Source organism: Curtobacterium sp. YC1 (genome assembly GCF_016267665.1).
Taxonomy (GTDB): Bacteria; Actinomycetota; Actinomycetes; order Actinomycetales; family Microbacteriaceae; genus Curtobacterium.
This window is the reverse complement of record NZ_CP066341.1, coordinates 1351023-1366650: the sequence shown is the minus strand read 5'-3', so window position 1 is coordinate 1366650 and position 15628 is coordinate 1351023. Positions and strand designations below refer to the sequence as shown.

13 protein-coding genes are annotated in these 15628 nt (G+C 71.3%); 2 read left to right on the top strand and 11 right to left on the bottom strand.

The features are described from left to right. Window positions 1-38: 38 nt before the first annotated feature. The 9 genes from cydC to I8920_RS06450 all read right to left on the bottom strand — a co-directional run bounded on the left by cydC (window position 39) and on the right by I8920_RS06450 (window position 10254). Window positions 39-1745, bottom strand: coding sequence for a thiol reductant ABC exporter subunit CydC (gene cydC, locus I8920_RS06490; protein WP_198658318.1), 1707 nt, complete (start codon window positions 1743-1745; stop codon window positions 39-41). After that, window positions 1742-3397: a thiol reductant ABC exporter subunit CydD gene (gene cydD, locus I8920_RS06485; RefSeq protein ID WP_198658317.1), complete on the bottom strand. Its 1656-nt coding sequence runs from the start codon at window positions 3395-3397 to the stop codon at window positions 1742-1744. The genes cydC and cydD overlap by 4 nt, the downstream gene beginning before the upstream one ends. 10 nt (window positions 3398-3407) lie before the next feature. Further along, complete coding sequence (gene cydB / locus I8920_RS06480; RefSeq protein ID WP_198658316.1) at window positions 3408-4412, bottom strand: cytochrome d ubiquinol oxidase subunit II; 1005 nt, start codon at window positions 4410-4412, stop codon at window positions 3408-3410. Between the two features lie 15 nt (window positions 4413-4427). Continuing rightward, entirely contained in the window at window positions 4428-5840 is a 1413-nt protein-coding gene (locus tag I8920_RS06475) for a cytochrome ubiquinol oxidase subunit I (RefSeq protein ID WP_198658315.1), read from the bottom strand. Window positions 5841-6109: 269 nt separating this feature from the next. Next, a complete protein-coding gene (locus I8920_RS06470; protein WP_198658314.1) occupies window positions 6110-7033 on the bottom strand; it encodes an ABC transporter substrate-binding protein in 924 nt (307 codons plus the stop codon). After that, window positions 7030-7758, bottom strand: coding sequence for an ABC transporter permease (locus I8920_RS06465; protein WP_198658313.1), 729 nt, complete (start codon window positions 7756-7758; stop codon window positions 7030-7032). Before I8920_RS06465 ends, I8920_RS06470 begins: the two co-directional genes overlap by 4 nt. Beyond that, window positions 7755-8471, bottom strand: a complete 717-nt coding sequence (locus tag I8920_RS06460; protein ID WP_198658312.1) for an ABC transporter permease — start codon at window positions 8469-8471, stop codon at window positions 7755-7757. Before I8920_RS06460 ends, I8920_RS06465 begins: the two co-directional genes overlap by 4 nt. Further along, window positions 8468-9394 carry an ABC transporter ATP-binding protein gene (locus tag I8920_RS06455; RefSeq protein ID WP_198658311.1) on the bottom strand — a complete coding sequence of 309 codons (927 nt, stop codon included), beginning with the start codon at window positions 9392-9394 and terminating at the stop codon, window positions 8468-8470. The genes I8920_RS06460 and I8920_RS06455 overlap by 4 nt, the downstream gene beginning before the upstream one ends. 212 nt (window positions 9395-9606) lie before the next feature. Beyond that, window positions 9607-10254 carry a TetR/AcrR family transcriptional regulator gene (locus I8920_RS06450; protein WP_198658310.1) on the bottom strand — a complete coding sequence of 216 codons (648 nt, stop codon included), beginning with the start codon at window positions 10252-10254 and terminating at the stop codon, window positions 9607-9609. A gap of 136 nt (window positions 10255-10390) precedes the next feature. On the opposite strand from I8920_RS06450, the gene I8920_RS06445 reads away from it, so the two are divergent. Next, the gene (locus I8920_RS06445) at window positions 10391-11455 is read left to right on the top strand and encodes an App1 family protein (RefSeq protein ID WP_198658309.1); all 1065 of its coding nucleotides are present in this window, start codon (window positions 10391-10393) and stop codon (window positions 11453-11455) included. Window positions 11456-11532: 77 nt separating this feature from the next. After that, window positions 11533-13434, top strand: a complete 1902-nt coding sequence (locus I8920_RS06440; RefSeq protein ID WP_198658308.1) for a glycoside hydrolase family 15 protein — start codon at window positions 11533-11535, stop codon at window positions 13432-13434. A gap of 211 nt (window positions 13435-13645) precedes the next feature. Here the strand turns inward: I8920_RS06440 and I8920_RS06435 are convergent, their stop codons facing one another. Beyond that, window positions 13646-15025 carry a glucose-6-phosphate dehydrogenase gene (locus tag I8920_RS06435; protein WP_198658307.1) on the bottom strand — a complete coding sequence of 460 codons (1380 nt, stop codon included), beginning with the start codon at window positions 15023-15025 and terminating at the stop codon, window positions 13646-13648. A 183-nt stretch (window positions 15026-15208) separates the two neighbouring features. Continuing rightward, complete coding sequence (locus I8920_RS06430; protein ID WP_198658306.1) at window positions 15209-15625, bottom strand: cytochrome c oxidase subunit 4; 417 nt, start codon at window positions 15623-15625, stop codon at window positions 15209-15211. Window positions 15626-15628: the final 3 nt, after the last annotated feature.

Sequence of the window (15628 nt, the reverse complement as noted above, 5' to 3'; positions counted from 1 at the left end):
TACAAGCCGGGAGGCCCGCCCCGCGTCCGCCTGTCGGCTCACCCGGCGAGCAGGCGTCCGTCCCGCATCCGCAGGGTGCGGTCGACCAGGTCCGGCGCCACCGGCACGTGCGACACGATCACGACGGTGCGCCCGGCGGCGCGGGCGGTCGTGACGAGGTCGCGGAGCACCGCCGCACCGAGGTCCGGATCGACGTCGGCGGTCGGTTCGTCGAGGATGAGCACCGGGAACGCGTGCAGCAGCGCACGGGCGAGGGCCAGGCGGTGCGCCTGCCCGCCGGAGACCAGGGCGCCGCGCTCCCCCACGGGGGCGTCGAGCCCACCGCGCCGTCCGACCCAGTTGCCGAGTCCCACGCGGTCGAGCACGGCGAGCAGTTCGGCGTCGGTCGCCGTGTCGCGCGCGAACAGCAGGTTCTGGCGCACGGACTGGTCGAACACGAACGGGTCCTGCTCGATGAGCCCGATCCGGGCGCGCACGGCGTCGGGGTGCATGGTCCGGGCCTCGACGCCGTCGAGCGTGTACGAGCCCCGGTGGTCGACGAACCGGAGGAGCGCGTCGACGAGCGTGCTCTTCCCCGCGCCGCTCGGTCCGGCGAGCACGACGACCTCGCCCGGGTGCAGGTCGAAGGAGACGCCGTCGACCGCCGGACGGTCGGCCCCAGGCCAGCGCACCGTCAGGTCGCGCACGGCGACCGTCACCGGACCGTCGACCACGAGCGCGGCGGGGTCCGCGTCCTCGTCGGGCTCGGCGACGATCCCCGCGGGGACCTCGGTCGGCACGATCTCCTCCACGCGGTCGGCGGCGGCCCGCACCCGACGGAACGTGAGGACCGCGAGCGGCACGCTGCCGACGACCTCGAACAGCGCGAGCGGCACGAAGACCGCGAGGGCCCAGAGCGGACCGCGCAGCGCACCGGACACCACCGCGGGGGCGGCGACGGCGAGCACGCCGATGACGGCACCGCCGCCGACGAGCCCGACGAGGGCACCCACGAGGGACTCCACCGCGCTCCGGCGCCGCACGGCCCGGGTGACCGCGGCGTCGAGCCGCGCGATGTGGGCGAGCCGTCCCTGCAGGGTGCCGTAGGCGGCGAAGACGTCCAGCGTCCGGACCGTGTCGAGCACCAGGTCGGCCACCCGACCCCGGTCGGCCGCGGTCTCGCGCTCGGAGCGCTCCGCGATCGCCGTCGTGGCGACCGATCCGACCAGGGCCGCGACCGCGAGTGCGAGGACCAGCACGAGCGCCGCCGGCACCGACACCAGGGCGACCGCGACCACGGACAGCACGGCGGCAACGACCGCGGACACGAGCGGGCCCACGACCCGGATCGGCAGGTCCTGCAGCCGGTCGGTGTCCGTGACGAGTCGTGTCATCAGGTCGCCGCGCCCGGTGCGCCCGAGCCCCGCGGGCGCGACCGATGCGAGCCGTCGGTACATCTCCGTGCGCACCACGGCGAGTTGCCGGAACGACGCGTCGTGTCCGGCCAGTCGGTCGACGTACCGCAGCACCGCACGCCCGAGCGCGAACGCCCGCACGCCGACCATCACGAGGGTGAGGTAGAGGATCGGCGGGTGCTCGGCGGCCCGGGTGATGAGGTACCCGCTCGCCGCGAGCAGCGCCACCGCGCAGAGGGCGCTGAGCGACCCGGCCGCCACCGCCTTCGCCCAACCGGCCCCGTGCGGCATGGCGAGCCGCAGGACGGACGCACCACGGGCCTCCCGGCCGACCGCCGTCCGGCGGCTCATGCGCGCACCCCCGGTCGCACGGTGACGGATCCGTCCGGGGCGACGTCGACACGGACGTCCGCGGCGGCGACGACCGCCGGTCGGTGGCTGGCGACCACGACGACGGCGCCGTCGTCGGCGAGTCCGCGGATCGTCGCGACGACGCGGGCCTCGGCCTCGGCGTCGAGCGCGGAGGTCGGCTCGTCCAGGAGCACGAGGGGGGTCTGCGCGCGCCGGGCCCGGTACAGGGCCCGCGCGACGGCGACGCGCTGCGCCTGCCCGCCGGACAGGCCGCTGCCACCGGCGCCGACCTCGAGGTCCGGCTCCAGCGGCAGCCCGGCGTCGCGCAGCGCGGTCCGGACGTCGGCGTCGTCGGGGGTGGGGCTGAGCGCGACGTTCTCGGCGACGGTCCCGCGGACGAGTCGCGGTCGCTGGTCCGCCCAGGCGATCCGTTCGGCGGGGGTGGTGCCGGCGGCGCCGGGGAGGAGCACGTCCCCCTCGCTGGCCAGCACACCCCGGACCGCCGCGATGATGCTCGACTTGCCCGAGCCGCTCGGCCCGGCGAGCACCACGACCGTGCCCGGTCCGGCGTGCAGGTCGAACGGACCGATCACGACGTCGGGCCGTCGGACGGTCAGGCCCCGCACGGTCAGGGCGGTCGCTGCGGGCACGGTGGCCGCGGCCGACGCGGGACCGGCGGCGTCGGTGTCGGCGTCGGACAGGACGTCGAGCACCGCACCCGATGCCTCGACGCCGTCCTGTGCGGCGTGGAAGTCGGCGCCGACCTGGCGGATCGGAGCGAACGCCTCGGGGGCGAGGACGAGCACGAACATCGCCGCGCCGAGTCCCAGCGACCCGTCGACCAGGCGGATGCCGATCGACACCGCGACGAGCGCCACGGACAGGCTCGCCGCGAGCTCGAGTGCGAACCCGCTGACGAAGGACAGCCGGAGCACGCCGAGCGTCCCCCGTCGGTACTCGTCGGTGACGGTGCCGATGCGACCGACCTGGCGGCGCGCGCGTCCGAACACCTTGAGCGTGGCGAGCCCCTCGACGGCCTCGAGGAACGCACCGCCGAGCTTCGCGAGTGCGTCCGCCTGCTTCCGTTGCAGGGCCTGCGTCGCCAGCCCGATCAGGATCATGAACACCGGGATCACCGGCAGGGCGAACAGGATGATCAGCCCGCTCGTCAGGTCGCCCAGCGCGATCGCGACCAGGAGCGCCGGTGTCGCGATCGCGGTCAACGCGAGCTGCGGCAGGTACCGGCCGAAGTAGGCGTCGAGCGCGTCGAGCCCCGGCCCGAGCGTCGTCGCGAACCCGGCGCTCGACCGGCCGGCGAGCCAGGACGGGCCACGCTCGGCGGCGCGGGCGAGCACCGCGGTCCGGAGTTCGCTCTTCACCGTCGCCGCGGCACGCGCTGCCAGGTCGTCGGTCGCCCAGGCCGCGACCGCGCGCAGTGCGAAGGCGCCGCCGAGGAACGCCAGTGACTGCCCGAAGGCGACCGGGACCGAGCCGTCCCCGACCGCGTCGACCCCGAGGGTGACCGCAGCGGCGATCCCCCACGCGATCCCGATGGTCGCGATCGTCCGCAGCAGCCCGGTGCCGGCGGCGGCGACGATGGAGCCGCGCGCCGTCCGGGACAGCCGCAGGAGTCGGGGGTCGAGGGGCTTCACCGTCGGCCGCCTAGTGCGCGGCCGCGGTGATCTGGGCGCGGGAGACGCGCTTGCGGAACACCCAGTAGGTCCACGCCTGGTACGCGAAGACCAGCGGCACGAAGATCAGCGCCACCCAGCTCATCACGGTGAGCGTGTACGAGCCGGACGAGGCGTTGTACACGTTCAGGCTGTTCGCCGGGTCGTTCGAGGCGGGCATGACGTCCGGGAAGATCGCCGTGAACATCGCCAGGACGACCGCGGCGATGGTGAGGGCCATCAGCGTGAACGCGCGCCCTTCCCGGCCCCAGGCGTTGCAGAGCACGGCGAGCACGAGCGCGACGGCCGCGACGACGGAGAGCACGAGCGACGCCGGGGTGGCGCGGACGAACGCCATGGACACCAGGAACGCTGCGCCGACCACGACGGTCACGATCCCGGCCCGCGTCGCCAGCCGCATGGCCCGCTGACGCATCTCGCCGTCGGTCTTGAGCGCGACGAACACGACCCCGTGGGTGAAGAACACCAGCAGCGTCGCAGCGCCGGTCAGCAGCGCGAACGGGTTGAGCAGGTCGAACAGCGTGCCGGTGTAGTTGTGGTCGGCGTCCATCGGGATGCCCCGGACGACGTTGCCGAACGCGACGCCCCACAGGAACGCGGGAACGGCGCTGCCGACGACGATCATCAGGTCGAAGCGGCGCTTCCACTCGAGGTGCTTGTTCTGGTGCCGGTACTCGAACGACACCCCGCGGGCGATGAGCGCGGCGAGGATGAGCAGCAGGGCCAGGTAGAAGCCGGAGAACATCGTCGCGTACCACTCCGGGAAGGCCGCGAACAGGCAGGCACCGGCGACGATGACCCACGTCTCGTTGAGGTCCCAGACCGGGCCGATGGTGTTGATCAGGACCCGACGGTCGGTGTCGTCCTTGCCGAGGAACGGCAGGGACATCCCGACACCGAAGTCGAATCCGTCGAGGACGAAGTAGCCGACGAAGAACACGCCGACGATCGCGAACCAGAGGACGGGGAGATCCATCAGACAGCATCCATTTCAGTACACGGTCACTTCGTGCTTGACCTCGCCGGTCTCCTCGTCGACCTCTGCCGGGTCGGCGGGGCCCTCCTGGGCGACCTTCTTGATGAGCTTGAACTCGACGACCGCCAGGGCGCCGTAGATCAGGGTGAAGACCAGCAGCGAGATGAGCACCTCGAGCCCGGTCACGTTGGGCGAGACGCCGTCCTCCGTCCGGAGCAGACCGAACACGAGCCACGGCTGGCGGCCCATCTCGGTGAAGATCCAGCCGACGATCATCGCGGCCATCGGCAGCGGCACGGTCCAGGTGGCGACGCGCCAGACCCAGCGCTGCGTGGGGAACCGGCCCTTGCGGGTCAGCCAGAGCCCGACCACCGAGACCAGCACCGCACCGATCCCCAGGGCGATCATCCAGCGGAACGACCAGTAGGTGACCCAGATGATCGGCTTGTAGTCGCCGGGGCCGTAGACCTCGGTGTACTGCGCCTGCAGGTCGTTGATGCCCTCGACGGTGCCGTTGAAGGTGTGCGTCGACAGGAAGGACAGCAGGTACGGCACCCGGATCGAGAACAGTTCGTGCACGCCGTCCGGGGTGCCGAGCGTGAAGATCGAGAACGAGGCGTCCTTGCCGGTCGCGGTGTTGTAGAGCGCCTCGGCCGCCGCCATCTTCATCGGCTGCGTCTCGACCATGGTGAGACCGAGCTGGTCGCCCGTCAGGACGGTGAGCGCGCCGGCCGCCAGCATGGTCCACATGCCGAACTTCAGCGCCGGCATCATCGTCTCGAGGTTCTGGTTCCGGGCCAGGTGGTACGCGGCGACGGCGATGATGACCGCCGCGGCGACCATGAAGCAGGCGAAGAGCGTGTGCGGGAACGCCGCCAGGGCGACCTTGTTGCCGAGCACCGCCCAGATGTCGGTCAGTTCCGCGCGCCCCTTGGCCTCGTTCATCGCGAAGCCGACCGGGTTCTGCATGAACGCGTTCGCGGCGATGATGAAGTACGCCGACATGATCGTGCCGGCGCTGACACACCAGATGCTCGCCAGGTGCAGGCCCTTCGGCAGGCGGTCCCAGCCGAAGATCCAGACGCCGATGAACGCCGCCTCGAAGAAGAACGCGAGGATGCCCTCGAGCGCGAGCGGCGCTCCGAAGACGTCGCCCACGAAGCGCGAGTAGTTCGACCAGTTCATGCCGAACTGGAACTCCTGCACGATGCCGGTGACGACGCCCATCGCGAAGTTGATCAGGAAGATCCGCCCGAAGAACCGCGTCAGCTGCAGGTAGTGCGCGCGACCGGTCCGGTACCAGGCGGTCTGGAACACGGCCACGACCGCGGCCATGCCGATCGTCAGCGGGACGAAGAGGAAGTGGTAGATGGTCGTGAGACCGAACTGCCACCGCGACAGCAGGAGGGGATCGAGGAGGTCGTTCATGCGGCGTTCCCCAGCCGGGTCGCCGCGCGCTGTTCGTGCACGTCAGTAGCTTCCTGTGGATCGGATACTTCAGGTGTCACAGCCTCGGGACTCCTCCACGGTAGCGCTTCCGGACAGCGTTCGACAACGTGTAGAACCGATCTGTGCACGAACGTGCAGACCCCGTGCACGGCACAACCGTGCGGCACGGATGTGCTGCGCGGACGGGGCCGGGAACGACGACAGGCGCCGGGCAGATGCCCGACGCCTGTCGTGTGGAAGGGGTGTGACTACGAGACGAGGCCCTCGTCCTTCAGGAACTCCTCGGCGATCTGCGACGCCTTCTCCTTGTCGACCGTGCTCTTCGTGTTGAGGTCGATGAGCGCGTCCGCCGTGAGCTTCTCGTTCACCGCGTCGATCGCGTCGGCGGCCTGCTCGTCCACCTTGTCCGACACCACGGGGATGACGTTCTGCGGCAGGATCAGGTTCTCCGGGTCCTCCAGCGACACGAAGTCGTTCGCCTTGATGCTCGGGTCGGACGTGTAGATGTTGGCGAGCTGGACCGTGTCGTCCTTGAGTGCCTTGACCGTCAGGGCACCGCCCGAGTCCTCGATCGACTTGAAGCCGACCTGCACGCCGTACACGGAGTCGAGCCCCTCGGGCCCGTACGGGCGCGTCTGGAACTCGGAGTTCGCGCCGACCGTCAGCTTCTCCTTGACGTCCTTGAGGTCGGCCAGGCTGGTGACGTCGTTGTCCTCGGAGAACTCCTTGGTCACGGTGTAGCTGTCCTGGTCGGTCGCCTCGGCCTCGTCGAGGACGCGGAGGCCGTCCGGCAGCGCCTGCTCGAGGCCCTCGTCGATCTCGTCGGCGGTCTTGGCGTCCGAGTCCTTGTCGAAGTACTGCAGCAGGTTGCCGCTGTACTCGGGCATGACGTCGATCTTGCCCTTCTCGAGCTGCGGGACGTAGACCTCGCGCTGCCCGATGTTGAAGTTGCGCTCGACGTCGAAGCCCTTGGCCTCGAGCGCCTGGGCGTACAGCTCGGCGATGATCTCGTTCGAGTAGTACTGCTGCGAGCCGACGACGATCGTCTTCGAGTCGGAGGACGCGCTGGCGCCGTCGTCGAGCGGGTCGCTCGACGCGCAGCCGGTCAGGGCTGCGGCGACGCCCAGTGCGAGCGCTGCTGCGGCGCCGGCACGGATCTTTGCTGTGATCACGATGGATTTCCTTCCGGGATGGGATTGCGGGCCCGCTCGCGCGACCCCTGGCGCCGCCGGTCCGACGGGTCGGCGGTGCCCTTCGGCACCGCCGCCCGCTGCAGGACGGCGAACACGATCTCGAACGCGATCGCGAGGGCGATCACGAGGATGGAGGCGCCGAGCATCTCGGCGTAGTCCTGGGTCTTCAGACCGAGGAAGAAGTAGCCGCCGAGGCCACCGGCGCCGACGTAGGCGGCGAGCGTCGCCGTGGCGACGACCTGCAGGACCGCGGCGCGGAGGCCACCGATCAGGAGTGGCAACCCGAGCGGGATCTCGACCTTCCACAGCACCTGCCACCCGGTCATCCCCTGCGCCTTCGCGGCGTCGACCGTGACCGGCCCGACGGACTCGATGCCCGAGTAGGCGCCGGCGAGCACCGACGGGATCGCGAGGACGACGAGCGCGAGCAGCGGCGCCTGCAGCCCGATGCCGAGCAGCAGCCCGAACAGCGACAGCACGCCGAGCGTCGGCAGGGCACGGATGCCGCCGGAGACCGCGATCGAGAAGCCGCGCGCGCGACGGGTGTGGCCGATGGCGTAGCCGATCGGTACCGCGATGACCGAGGCGAGGAACACCGCGAGCAGCGTGATCCAGACGTGCTCCCAGAGCCGACCGGGGATGGCGTTGTAGCCCGTGTAGTTCGTGGGGTCGAAGACCCACCCGAACGCCTGACCGATGATCACGAGGCCACCTCCGCGCGCTGGAGCACCCGGCGCGAGGCACGCCGACCGCGGGGCTCACGCTTCGTCCACGGCATGACGATCCGACCGAGCAGGACGAGCAGGCCGTCCAGGACGAACGCGAGCACGAGCACCATGACGATGCCGGAGAGGATCTCCTCGAAGATCCCGCGGGCGAGGCCGTCGGTGAACAGCGATCCGAGGCTCTGGATGCCGAGCACCGCGCCGACGGTCGTGAGCGAGATGGTCGACACCGAGACGACCCGCAGGCCGGCCAGCAGCACGGGGCCGGAGAGCGGGAGCTCGACGCGGAAGAACCGCTGCGCCGCCGAGTAGCCCATCGCCGTCGAGGCGGACTTCGTCGCGGCGTCCACCGAGGTCAGGCCGTCGACGGTGGAGCGCACCATGAGCGCGAGGCCGTAGAGCGTCAGGCTGATGACGACGTTGATCGGGTCCTGCAGGCCCGTGCCGATGATGCCGGGCAACGCGACGAACAGCGCGAGCGACGGGATCGCGTACAGGAGCCCGGCGACGGTGACGATGCTGCTGCCGACGCCCGCGGCCAGGCGCGAGCCACCGGGGCGCTGCAGCCGGACCACGAGCCAACCGATGGGGATCGAGAGCACGAACGCGATGATGATCGGCGGGATGGCGATCGCGAGGTGCGAGACCGTGTCGTCCCCGATCGTGTCGAGGTTCGACAGGACCCACTTCACCGGATGCCCCCACCCTGCGCCGGAGCACCCGGAGCGCGGTCAGGCGCTCCGGCCTCTGCTGCACCGGTACCGGACTGCGGTACCGCGGCTGCTGCGTCGACGACCGTGACCGGTCCGGTCAGGACGCCGGCTGCGCGTCCCTCGCCGTCGACCACGACCGGGCCGGTCGGGGTCTGCTCCACGCGGAGGGCGCGGCGCCCGCGGCCGACCCCGATGAAGTTCGCGACGAACTCGTCGGCGGGTTCGGCCAGGATCTGCGCCGGGGTCCCCTGCTGGGCGATCTCGCCGCCCTTCTTGAGGATGACGACCTGGTCGCCGAGCTTGAACGCCTCGTCGATGTCGTGCGTGACGAAGACGACGGTCTTGCCGAGCTCGCGCTGCAGACGGATGAGTTCCTCCTGCAGGTCGTTGCGGACCAGGGGGTCGACGGCGCCGAACGGCTCGTCCATGAGCAGGATGTTCGGGTCGACGGCCAGCCCGCGGGCGACGCCGACGCGCTGCTGCTGCCCACCGGAGAGCTGCGCGGGGTACCGGTCGGCGAAGCCGCGGTCGAGCCCGACGGTGTCCATCAGCTCGAGGGCACGCTGCCGCGCGTCGGCCTTGGAGACCCCGGTGAGGAGCGGGACGGTCGCGATGTTGTCGACGACCTTGCGGTGCGGCAGCAGCCCGGAGTTCTGCATGACGTAACCGATGCTGCGGCGGAGTTCCACGGGGTTCACCCCGGCGACGTCCGAGCCGTCGATCTCGACCGAGCCGGAGGTGGGATCCACCATGCGGTTGATCATCCGGAGCAGCGTCGTCTTGCCGCAGCCGCTGGAGCCGACGAAGACGGTGGTGGTGCGGGAAGGGATGACCAGATCGAACTCCTCGACCGCGGTCGTACCGTCCGGGTAGGTCTTGCGCACCGAGCGGAACTCGATCATGGGTGCCCTTCTGTTCGGAGGTAGCCCGACTCCGCACGAGAGTACCCGCGAAGGCCGACATCGGTTCGGTGTGACGGTCCGTGACGCGCCTGCCGGACTGCCTCCAGGGTGTGGACCGCAGTGCGACCGCGCGAGCGGTGGGGACGACGACGCCCGCGCCTCCTGTTCGGAGGACGCGGGCGTTCGGATCGGATCGCGGCGTGTCGCGGCGGTCAGGAGGCGGCGATCACCGACTCCAGGTGGGCGCGGTTCATCCGGCGGTACTCCTCTATGAGCGCGGTGTCGGGGTTCGACCGGTCGCGGTGCGCGCGTGCGAGCACCGCGTGACCGGACTCGGCGAGCACCACCCACGCGCGCGCGGTCCGCTCGTCGTCCGGCAGCCCGAAGCGGTCGCGCATGATCTGGCCGACAGCGCTGCCGAGTGCCGCCATGCGGTCCTCGGCGTCACCGGTGCCGGTGTCCGCAGCGTCGCCGAAGCGGATCGCACGGAAGCCGGGCTCGGTGCGGTACATCTCGGCGGTGACGTCGATGAGGGCGTCGTTGGCGTCCTGCCAGGTCGCGGCGCCGCTGGCGTCGAGCGCCTCGACGAACCGCTCGGCCAGCCGCTGGGTGCAGCGGATGGCGAGTGCCTCGACGACGGCGATCCGGTCGGGGAAGTACCGGTAGACGGTCCCGATGGACGCGCCGGCCCGCTCGGCGACCATGGCGGTCGTGAGCCGTTCGAACCCGATCTCGTCGATGACCGCGGCAGCGGCGTCGAGGAGGCCGGCGAGGCGCGCCGAACTGCGGGCTTGGACCGGCTCGTTCCTGAGCAGTGATGATCCCCCCGGCAGAGCGTTCGTTACCTCGGTGACGAGCACGTGTTCTCCTCTTGCGCTCCAGCGCGGTTCGTTGGTGTGACGGGACAACTCTCGCAGAGACCGCCTGGAACGTGGCTGCGACTCACCACGACCGACGGCGCGTGGACTTCGGAGGCGCGCGTGGGATGATTGCCGCATGCCCGACCCGACGCCCCACGAGCCGTCGTTGGCCGAGCCGCTCCTGCACCGCGCGGCCCGCATCGAGGACGCCGTCCAGGAGTTCCGCGAGCAACGCGCGCGCCGTCGCGGCCTGGTCCCGACGGTGGTCCCCTACACCGGCTACGGTGCGCCCGGATGGGTGCGCATCCTCTGCCGCGTGCTGCTGACCCGACGGGGGCTCGCGTCCGACGTCTCCTACGCCGGCGTGCGCGGGTGGCGGAGCTTCACGAGCGTCGCCGTCGACCACGCCGAGGTCACCGTGACCGCGGGCGGCGTGTCCCACGTCGTCCAGACCGACCGGGGCGGCGTGGTCGACACGATCGTGCCGATCGACCTCGAGCCGGGGTGGCGCACGGTGCGCCTGTCGGCCGGCGGCGGTCGCGACGTCGAGGCGGACGTCTTCGTGGTGCACCCGGACACCCGCTTCGGCCTGCTGTCCGACATCGACGACACCGTCATGGTGACGTCGCTCCCCCGCCCGATGCTCGCCGCGTGGAACTCCTTCGTGCTCACCGAGCACGCGCGACGCCCGGTGCCTGGCATGTCCGTGCTGTACGAACGCATCCTCGCGCAGCACCCCGGCTCGCCGACCGTGTACCTGTCGACGGGCGCCTGGAACGTGGCACCGACCCTGGGGCGCTTCCTGTCGCGCAACATGTACCCCTCGGGCACCCTGCTGCTCACCGACTGGGGCCCCACGCACGACCGGTTCTTCCGCAGCGGCCAGCTCCACAAGCAGGAGAACCTGCGCCGCCTGGCGAAGGACTTCCCCGACGTGCGGTGGCTGCTCGTGGGCGACGACGGCCAGCACGACGAGACCCTGTACGGCGACTTCTCGCGCGAACACCCCGACAACGTCGCCGGTGTCGCGATCCGGCAGCTCTCCACGAGCGAGGCCGTGCTCGCCGGTGGTCGCTCCCGTGCGCAGGAGCGCTCGCGCGACTCGTCCGCCCCGTGGGTCTACGCCCCGGACGGTGCCGGACTGTGGAGCGAGCTCGCCCGCGTCGGGATCATCGAGGCCGACGCCTCCGACCCGGCCTGAACGACCCTTCAGCACGTCCTCGGCGCCGAGGACGACGAGGGAGCGCGACGCTCGGGCCGCGGGTGTTCGATCGGGCCATGAGCACCGAGACCCGGCGTGCACCCGCGCCCCGCAACCGCATCGAGGACCACGCGCTGATCGGTGACACCGGGACCGCGGTGCTGGTGGGGCGCGACGGCACGATCGACTGGGCGTGCCTGCCGCGGTTCGACAGTCCGTCCACCTTCGCCTCGCTGCTCGGCACCGAGGAGCACGGGCACTGGACGCTCCGTCCCGTCGACGACGAGGCGACCGCGGACCGCCACTACGACGGCGACACCCTCGTGCTCTCGACGATCTGGACGACCGCGGAGGGCGTCGTCGAGGTCACCGAGTTCATGCCCGTCGGGGCGCACCGACCGTCGATCGTCCGGCGCGTCCGCGGGCTGCGCGGCACCGTGCGGATGCGGCAGACACTCCGGATCCGGTTCGACTACGCCCGTGCACTGCCGTGGATCCGCCAGGTCGGCGACGACGGCGGACCGGCCCTCGTGGCGACCGCCGGGCCCGGGTCCGTGGTCGTGCGGGGTCCGCGGTTCCGGGCCGACGACCACCGACACACTGCGACGACGACGGTGCACGACGGTGACGTGGTCGACACGGTGCTCACCTGGTACCCCTCCCACCGCGAACCGCCGGCGCCGCTCGACGTCGACGCCGCCCTGGAGCAGACCAGGTCGTGGTGGACGGACTGGATCGCCCCGGTGCAGGCGGCGGGGCCGTTCACCGCGGCCACGCGGCGGTCGCTCGTGTTCCTGCGGGCCATGACGCACGGCGAGACCGGCGGCGTCGTGGCGGCCGCGACCACGAGCCTCCCGGAGGACCCCGGTGGCGAACGCAACTGGGACTACCGCTACGTGTGGCTCCGTGACGCGTCCCTGGCGCTGGCGTCGCTCATCGCACACGGGTACCGCGAGGAGGCCACGCACTGGCGGGGCTGGCTCCTCCGCGCGATCGCCGGCGACCCCGGGGACGTGCAGATCATGTACGGCATCGCCGGGGAGCGCGAGCTGCCCGAACGGGAGCTCCCGGAGCTGCCCGGCTACGCGGGCTCCACCCCGGTGCGGGTGGGCAACGGCGCCTCGGAGCAGTACCAGGGCGACGTCTTCGGCGAGGTCCTCGCGGCCCTGCACGACGCCCGCGAGCTCGGCGTCGAGGAGAACGCCGACTCGTGGGCACTGCAGCGCGCCCTGCTCGGGCACGTCGAGCAACACTGGCAGGACCCCGACAACGGGATCTGGGAGATGCGGGGACCGCGTCGGCACTTCACGCACTCCCGCGCGATGATCTGGGCCGCCTTCGACCGCGGGGTCGCCGCCGTCGAGGAGTTCGGACTCGAGGGCCCGGTCGACCGCTGGCGCGCACTCCGCGAGCAGGTCCGGGCGGAGATCGAGGAACACGGCTGGAACGCCGAACGGGGCTGCTACCGGCAGCACTACGACACCGACGAGGTGGACGCGAGCCTGCTCGTCCTGCCCCAGATCGGGTACCTGCCCGCTGACGACCCGCGGATGACCGGGACCGTCGCCGCGATCGAGCAGGACCTGCGGACCGGACCCGACGGGCTCCTCCTGCGCTACCGCACCGCTGCCGGGTTCGACGGGCTGTCCGGCAGCGAGCACCCGTTCCTGGCGTGCTCGTTCTGGCTGGTCGAGCAGTACGCGGCCTCGGGGCGGGTGGACGACGCCGAACGCCTGATGGAGGTGCTCGTCGCCTCCGCCAACGACGTCGGCATGCTGTCCGAGGAGATCGACGTGGCCACCGGGCACCACATCGGCAACACGCCGCAGGTGCTGTCGCACCTGACGCTGGTGTCGGCCGCCGACGCCATCGAGCGGTCCAGGGGCCGCGCCGTCGGGCACCGCACCCGGCTGGCCGTGCACGACGGTGGGACGCGGTCGTGGACCGGTGCCGGTGAGCGGGCCGGCTCCCCCGGCTGAACCGTCGCGCCGACTCGCGACGACGCCGTCGTCATCACGCGACGCCTCGGAAGCGTCGAGACGCCGCCGGATCCGGCGGCGTCTCGACGACACGACGGCGTCGTGCGGTGCCTTGGTGGCGACTCCACGACGCACGGGAGGCCCGGTGCCAGCTGGCACCGGGCCTCCCGTCCGTCAGGGGCGCGCGATCAGGGCGCGCGACGTGCGTCCGTCAGGACGACGACTCCCAGTCGGCCGGGCCACGGGAACCAGCGCGGTACTCCTCGAGCGGGACCTCGTCGGCCTTCCACGCGTCGACGACCGGCGCGACGATCTCCCAGCAGCGCTCGGCGACGTCACCGCGGATCGAGAGCAGCGGGTCGTCGTGGAAGATCCCGTTGAGGACCTCGCCGTACGGGGTGAGCTCGCCGTCCGCGAAGGACGACGACAGGGTGACCTGGCCCATCTCGAACGGGTTGCCGCCACCGTTGGCCGACACCGTCAGCTCGATCTCGTCCGGGTTGAGGACGATGCGCAGCGTGTCGGTCTTCGGCCGACCGGACAGACCGGAGGGCAGGCGCGTGACCGGCTTGAAGGTGATCAGCACCTCCTTGCGGCTCGCACCGAGTGCTTTGCCGGAGCGCAGCGTGAAGGGGACGCCGGCCCAACGGGCGGTGTCGACCTCGACCGAGATCTCGGCGAGGGTCTCCGTCTGCCGCGACGGGTCGACGCCGTCCTCGTCCTGGTACGACGGCAGGTCCTTGCCGTCGATGGTGCCGGCCGTGTAAACGGCACGGCGGGAGGCGACCGTGGCGTCGTCGCCCTTGAGGCGCGTCGAACGGAGCGCACGGGCCAGCGACGAGCGGAACTCGACCGAGTCGATCGCGGCGGGGGCGTCCATCGTGACCAGACCGAGGATCTGCAGCAGGTGCGACTGGATCATGTCGACCATCGCGCCGGCCTCGTCGTAGTACTGGGCGCGGTTCTCGAGACCGAGGGTCTCGTCGTAGAAGATGTCGACCTTCTCGATGTTCTCGGCGTTCCAGATCGGCTCGAACAGACGGTTCGCGAAGCGCAGGCCGATGATGTTGAGCACCGTGGTGCGACCGAGGAAGTGGTCGGTGCGGTGCACGCGGTCCTCGGGGACGAGCTTGAGGACGGTCTCGTTGAGGGCCTCGGCACTCGCGACGTCGGTGCCGAAGGGCTTCTCGAACGCGAGGGTCGTGCCCTCGGGCAGCTCGACCTGCTGCAGCGCCTCGCAGATGTCGGAGGCGATCTGCGGCGGCAGGGCGAAGTACAGGATCGGCTCGGCGTCGGCGTCCGCCGCGGCGAACAGGGCCTTCAGGTGCTCGGGGTCGGTCGGGTCGCCCTGGATGAACTGCGTCGACGCGAGGGTGGCGTCGACCTCCGGGCCCGCGACGTCCTGCGACGCGAAGGACTGCGTGACGATGTCCTTCCACTTCTCGGGGCTGCGCTCGCTGCGGCCCGTGCCGATCAACTGCACGGGGACGGCGCGGCCGCTCTGCAGGAACGTGCCGAGGCCGGGGAGCAGCAGGCGGGAGGCGAGGTCGCCCGTCGCGCCGAAGATGATGAGGGTGCGCTTGTCGGTCACCTGAGGTGACTCCTTTCGCTGTTGTGGGGGTCCGCTCCAGTCAAGTCGCGGGCGGGACCGTTTGTTCCGGATCGGTACCGGAGATCGTCTGTTCCGGATCGGTACCGGGGATCGTCACCTGGACGCACTTCGGGCGGCACCGTTCTGGTGCCGCCCGAAGTGTCGGTGCGCTGCAGCGCCGGGTCAGTGCCCGAAGTTGCCGCGGTAGTACTCGTAGACCCAGCCGACCAGGGTGATCGTCACGAGGACGAGGCCGATCGGGACGATCCACAGGCCCGCGGCGACGCCGAGGAAGCAGACGCCGACCGCGGCGGCCAGCAGGATGGGCCACCACGACCACGGGCTGAAGTGCCCGAGCTCGGCGTCGCCGTCCTCGATGTTGGCGTCCGGGCGGTCCTCGGGCAGCACGCCGCCCTGGGAGCCCATGACCTTCGCCAGGTAGAACGCGATGAACGCGGACATGATCCCGGTGAGGCCGATGGCGACCGTACCGACCCACTCGGGCCGGCCGTAGTAGATGTACGCCCAGATCGTGTACGCCGCATCGGCGACGATGAAGAACCCGAAGAGGATCCAGAACAGGTTGACGTTGGCGCGCATGGC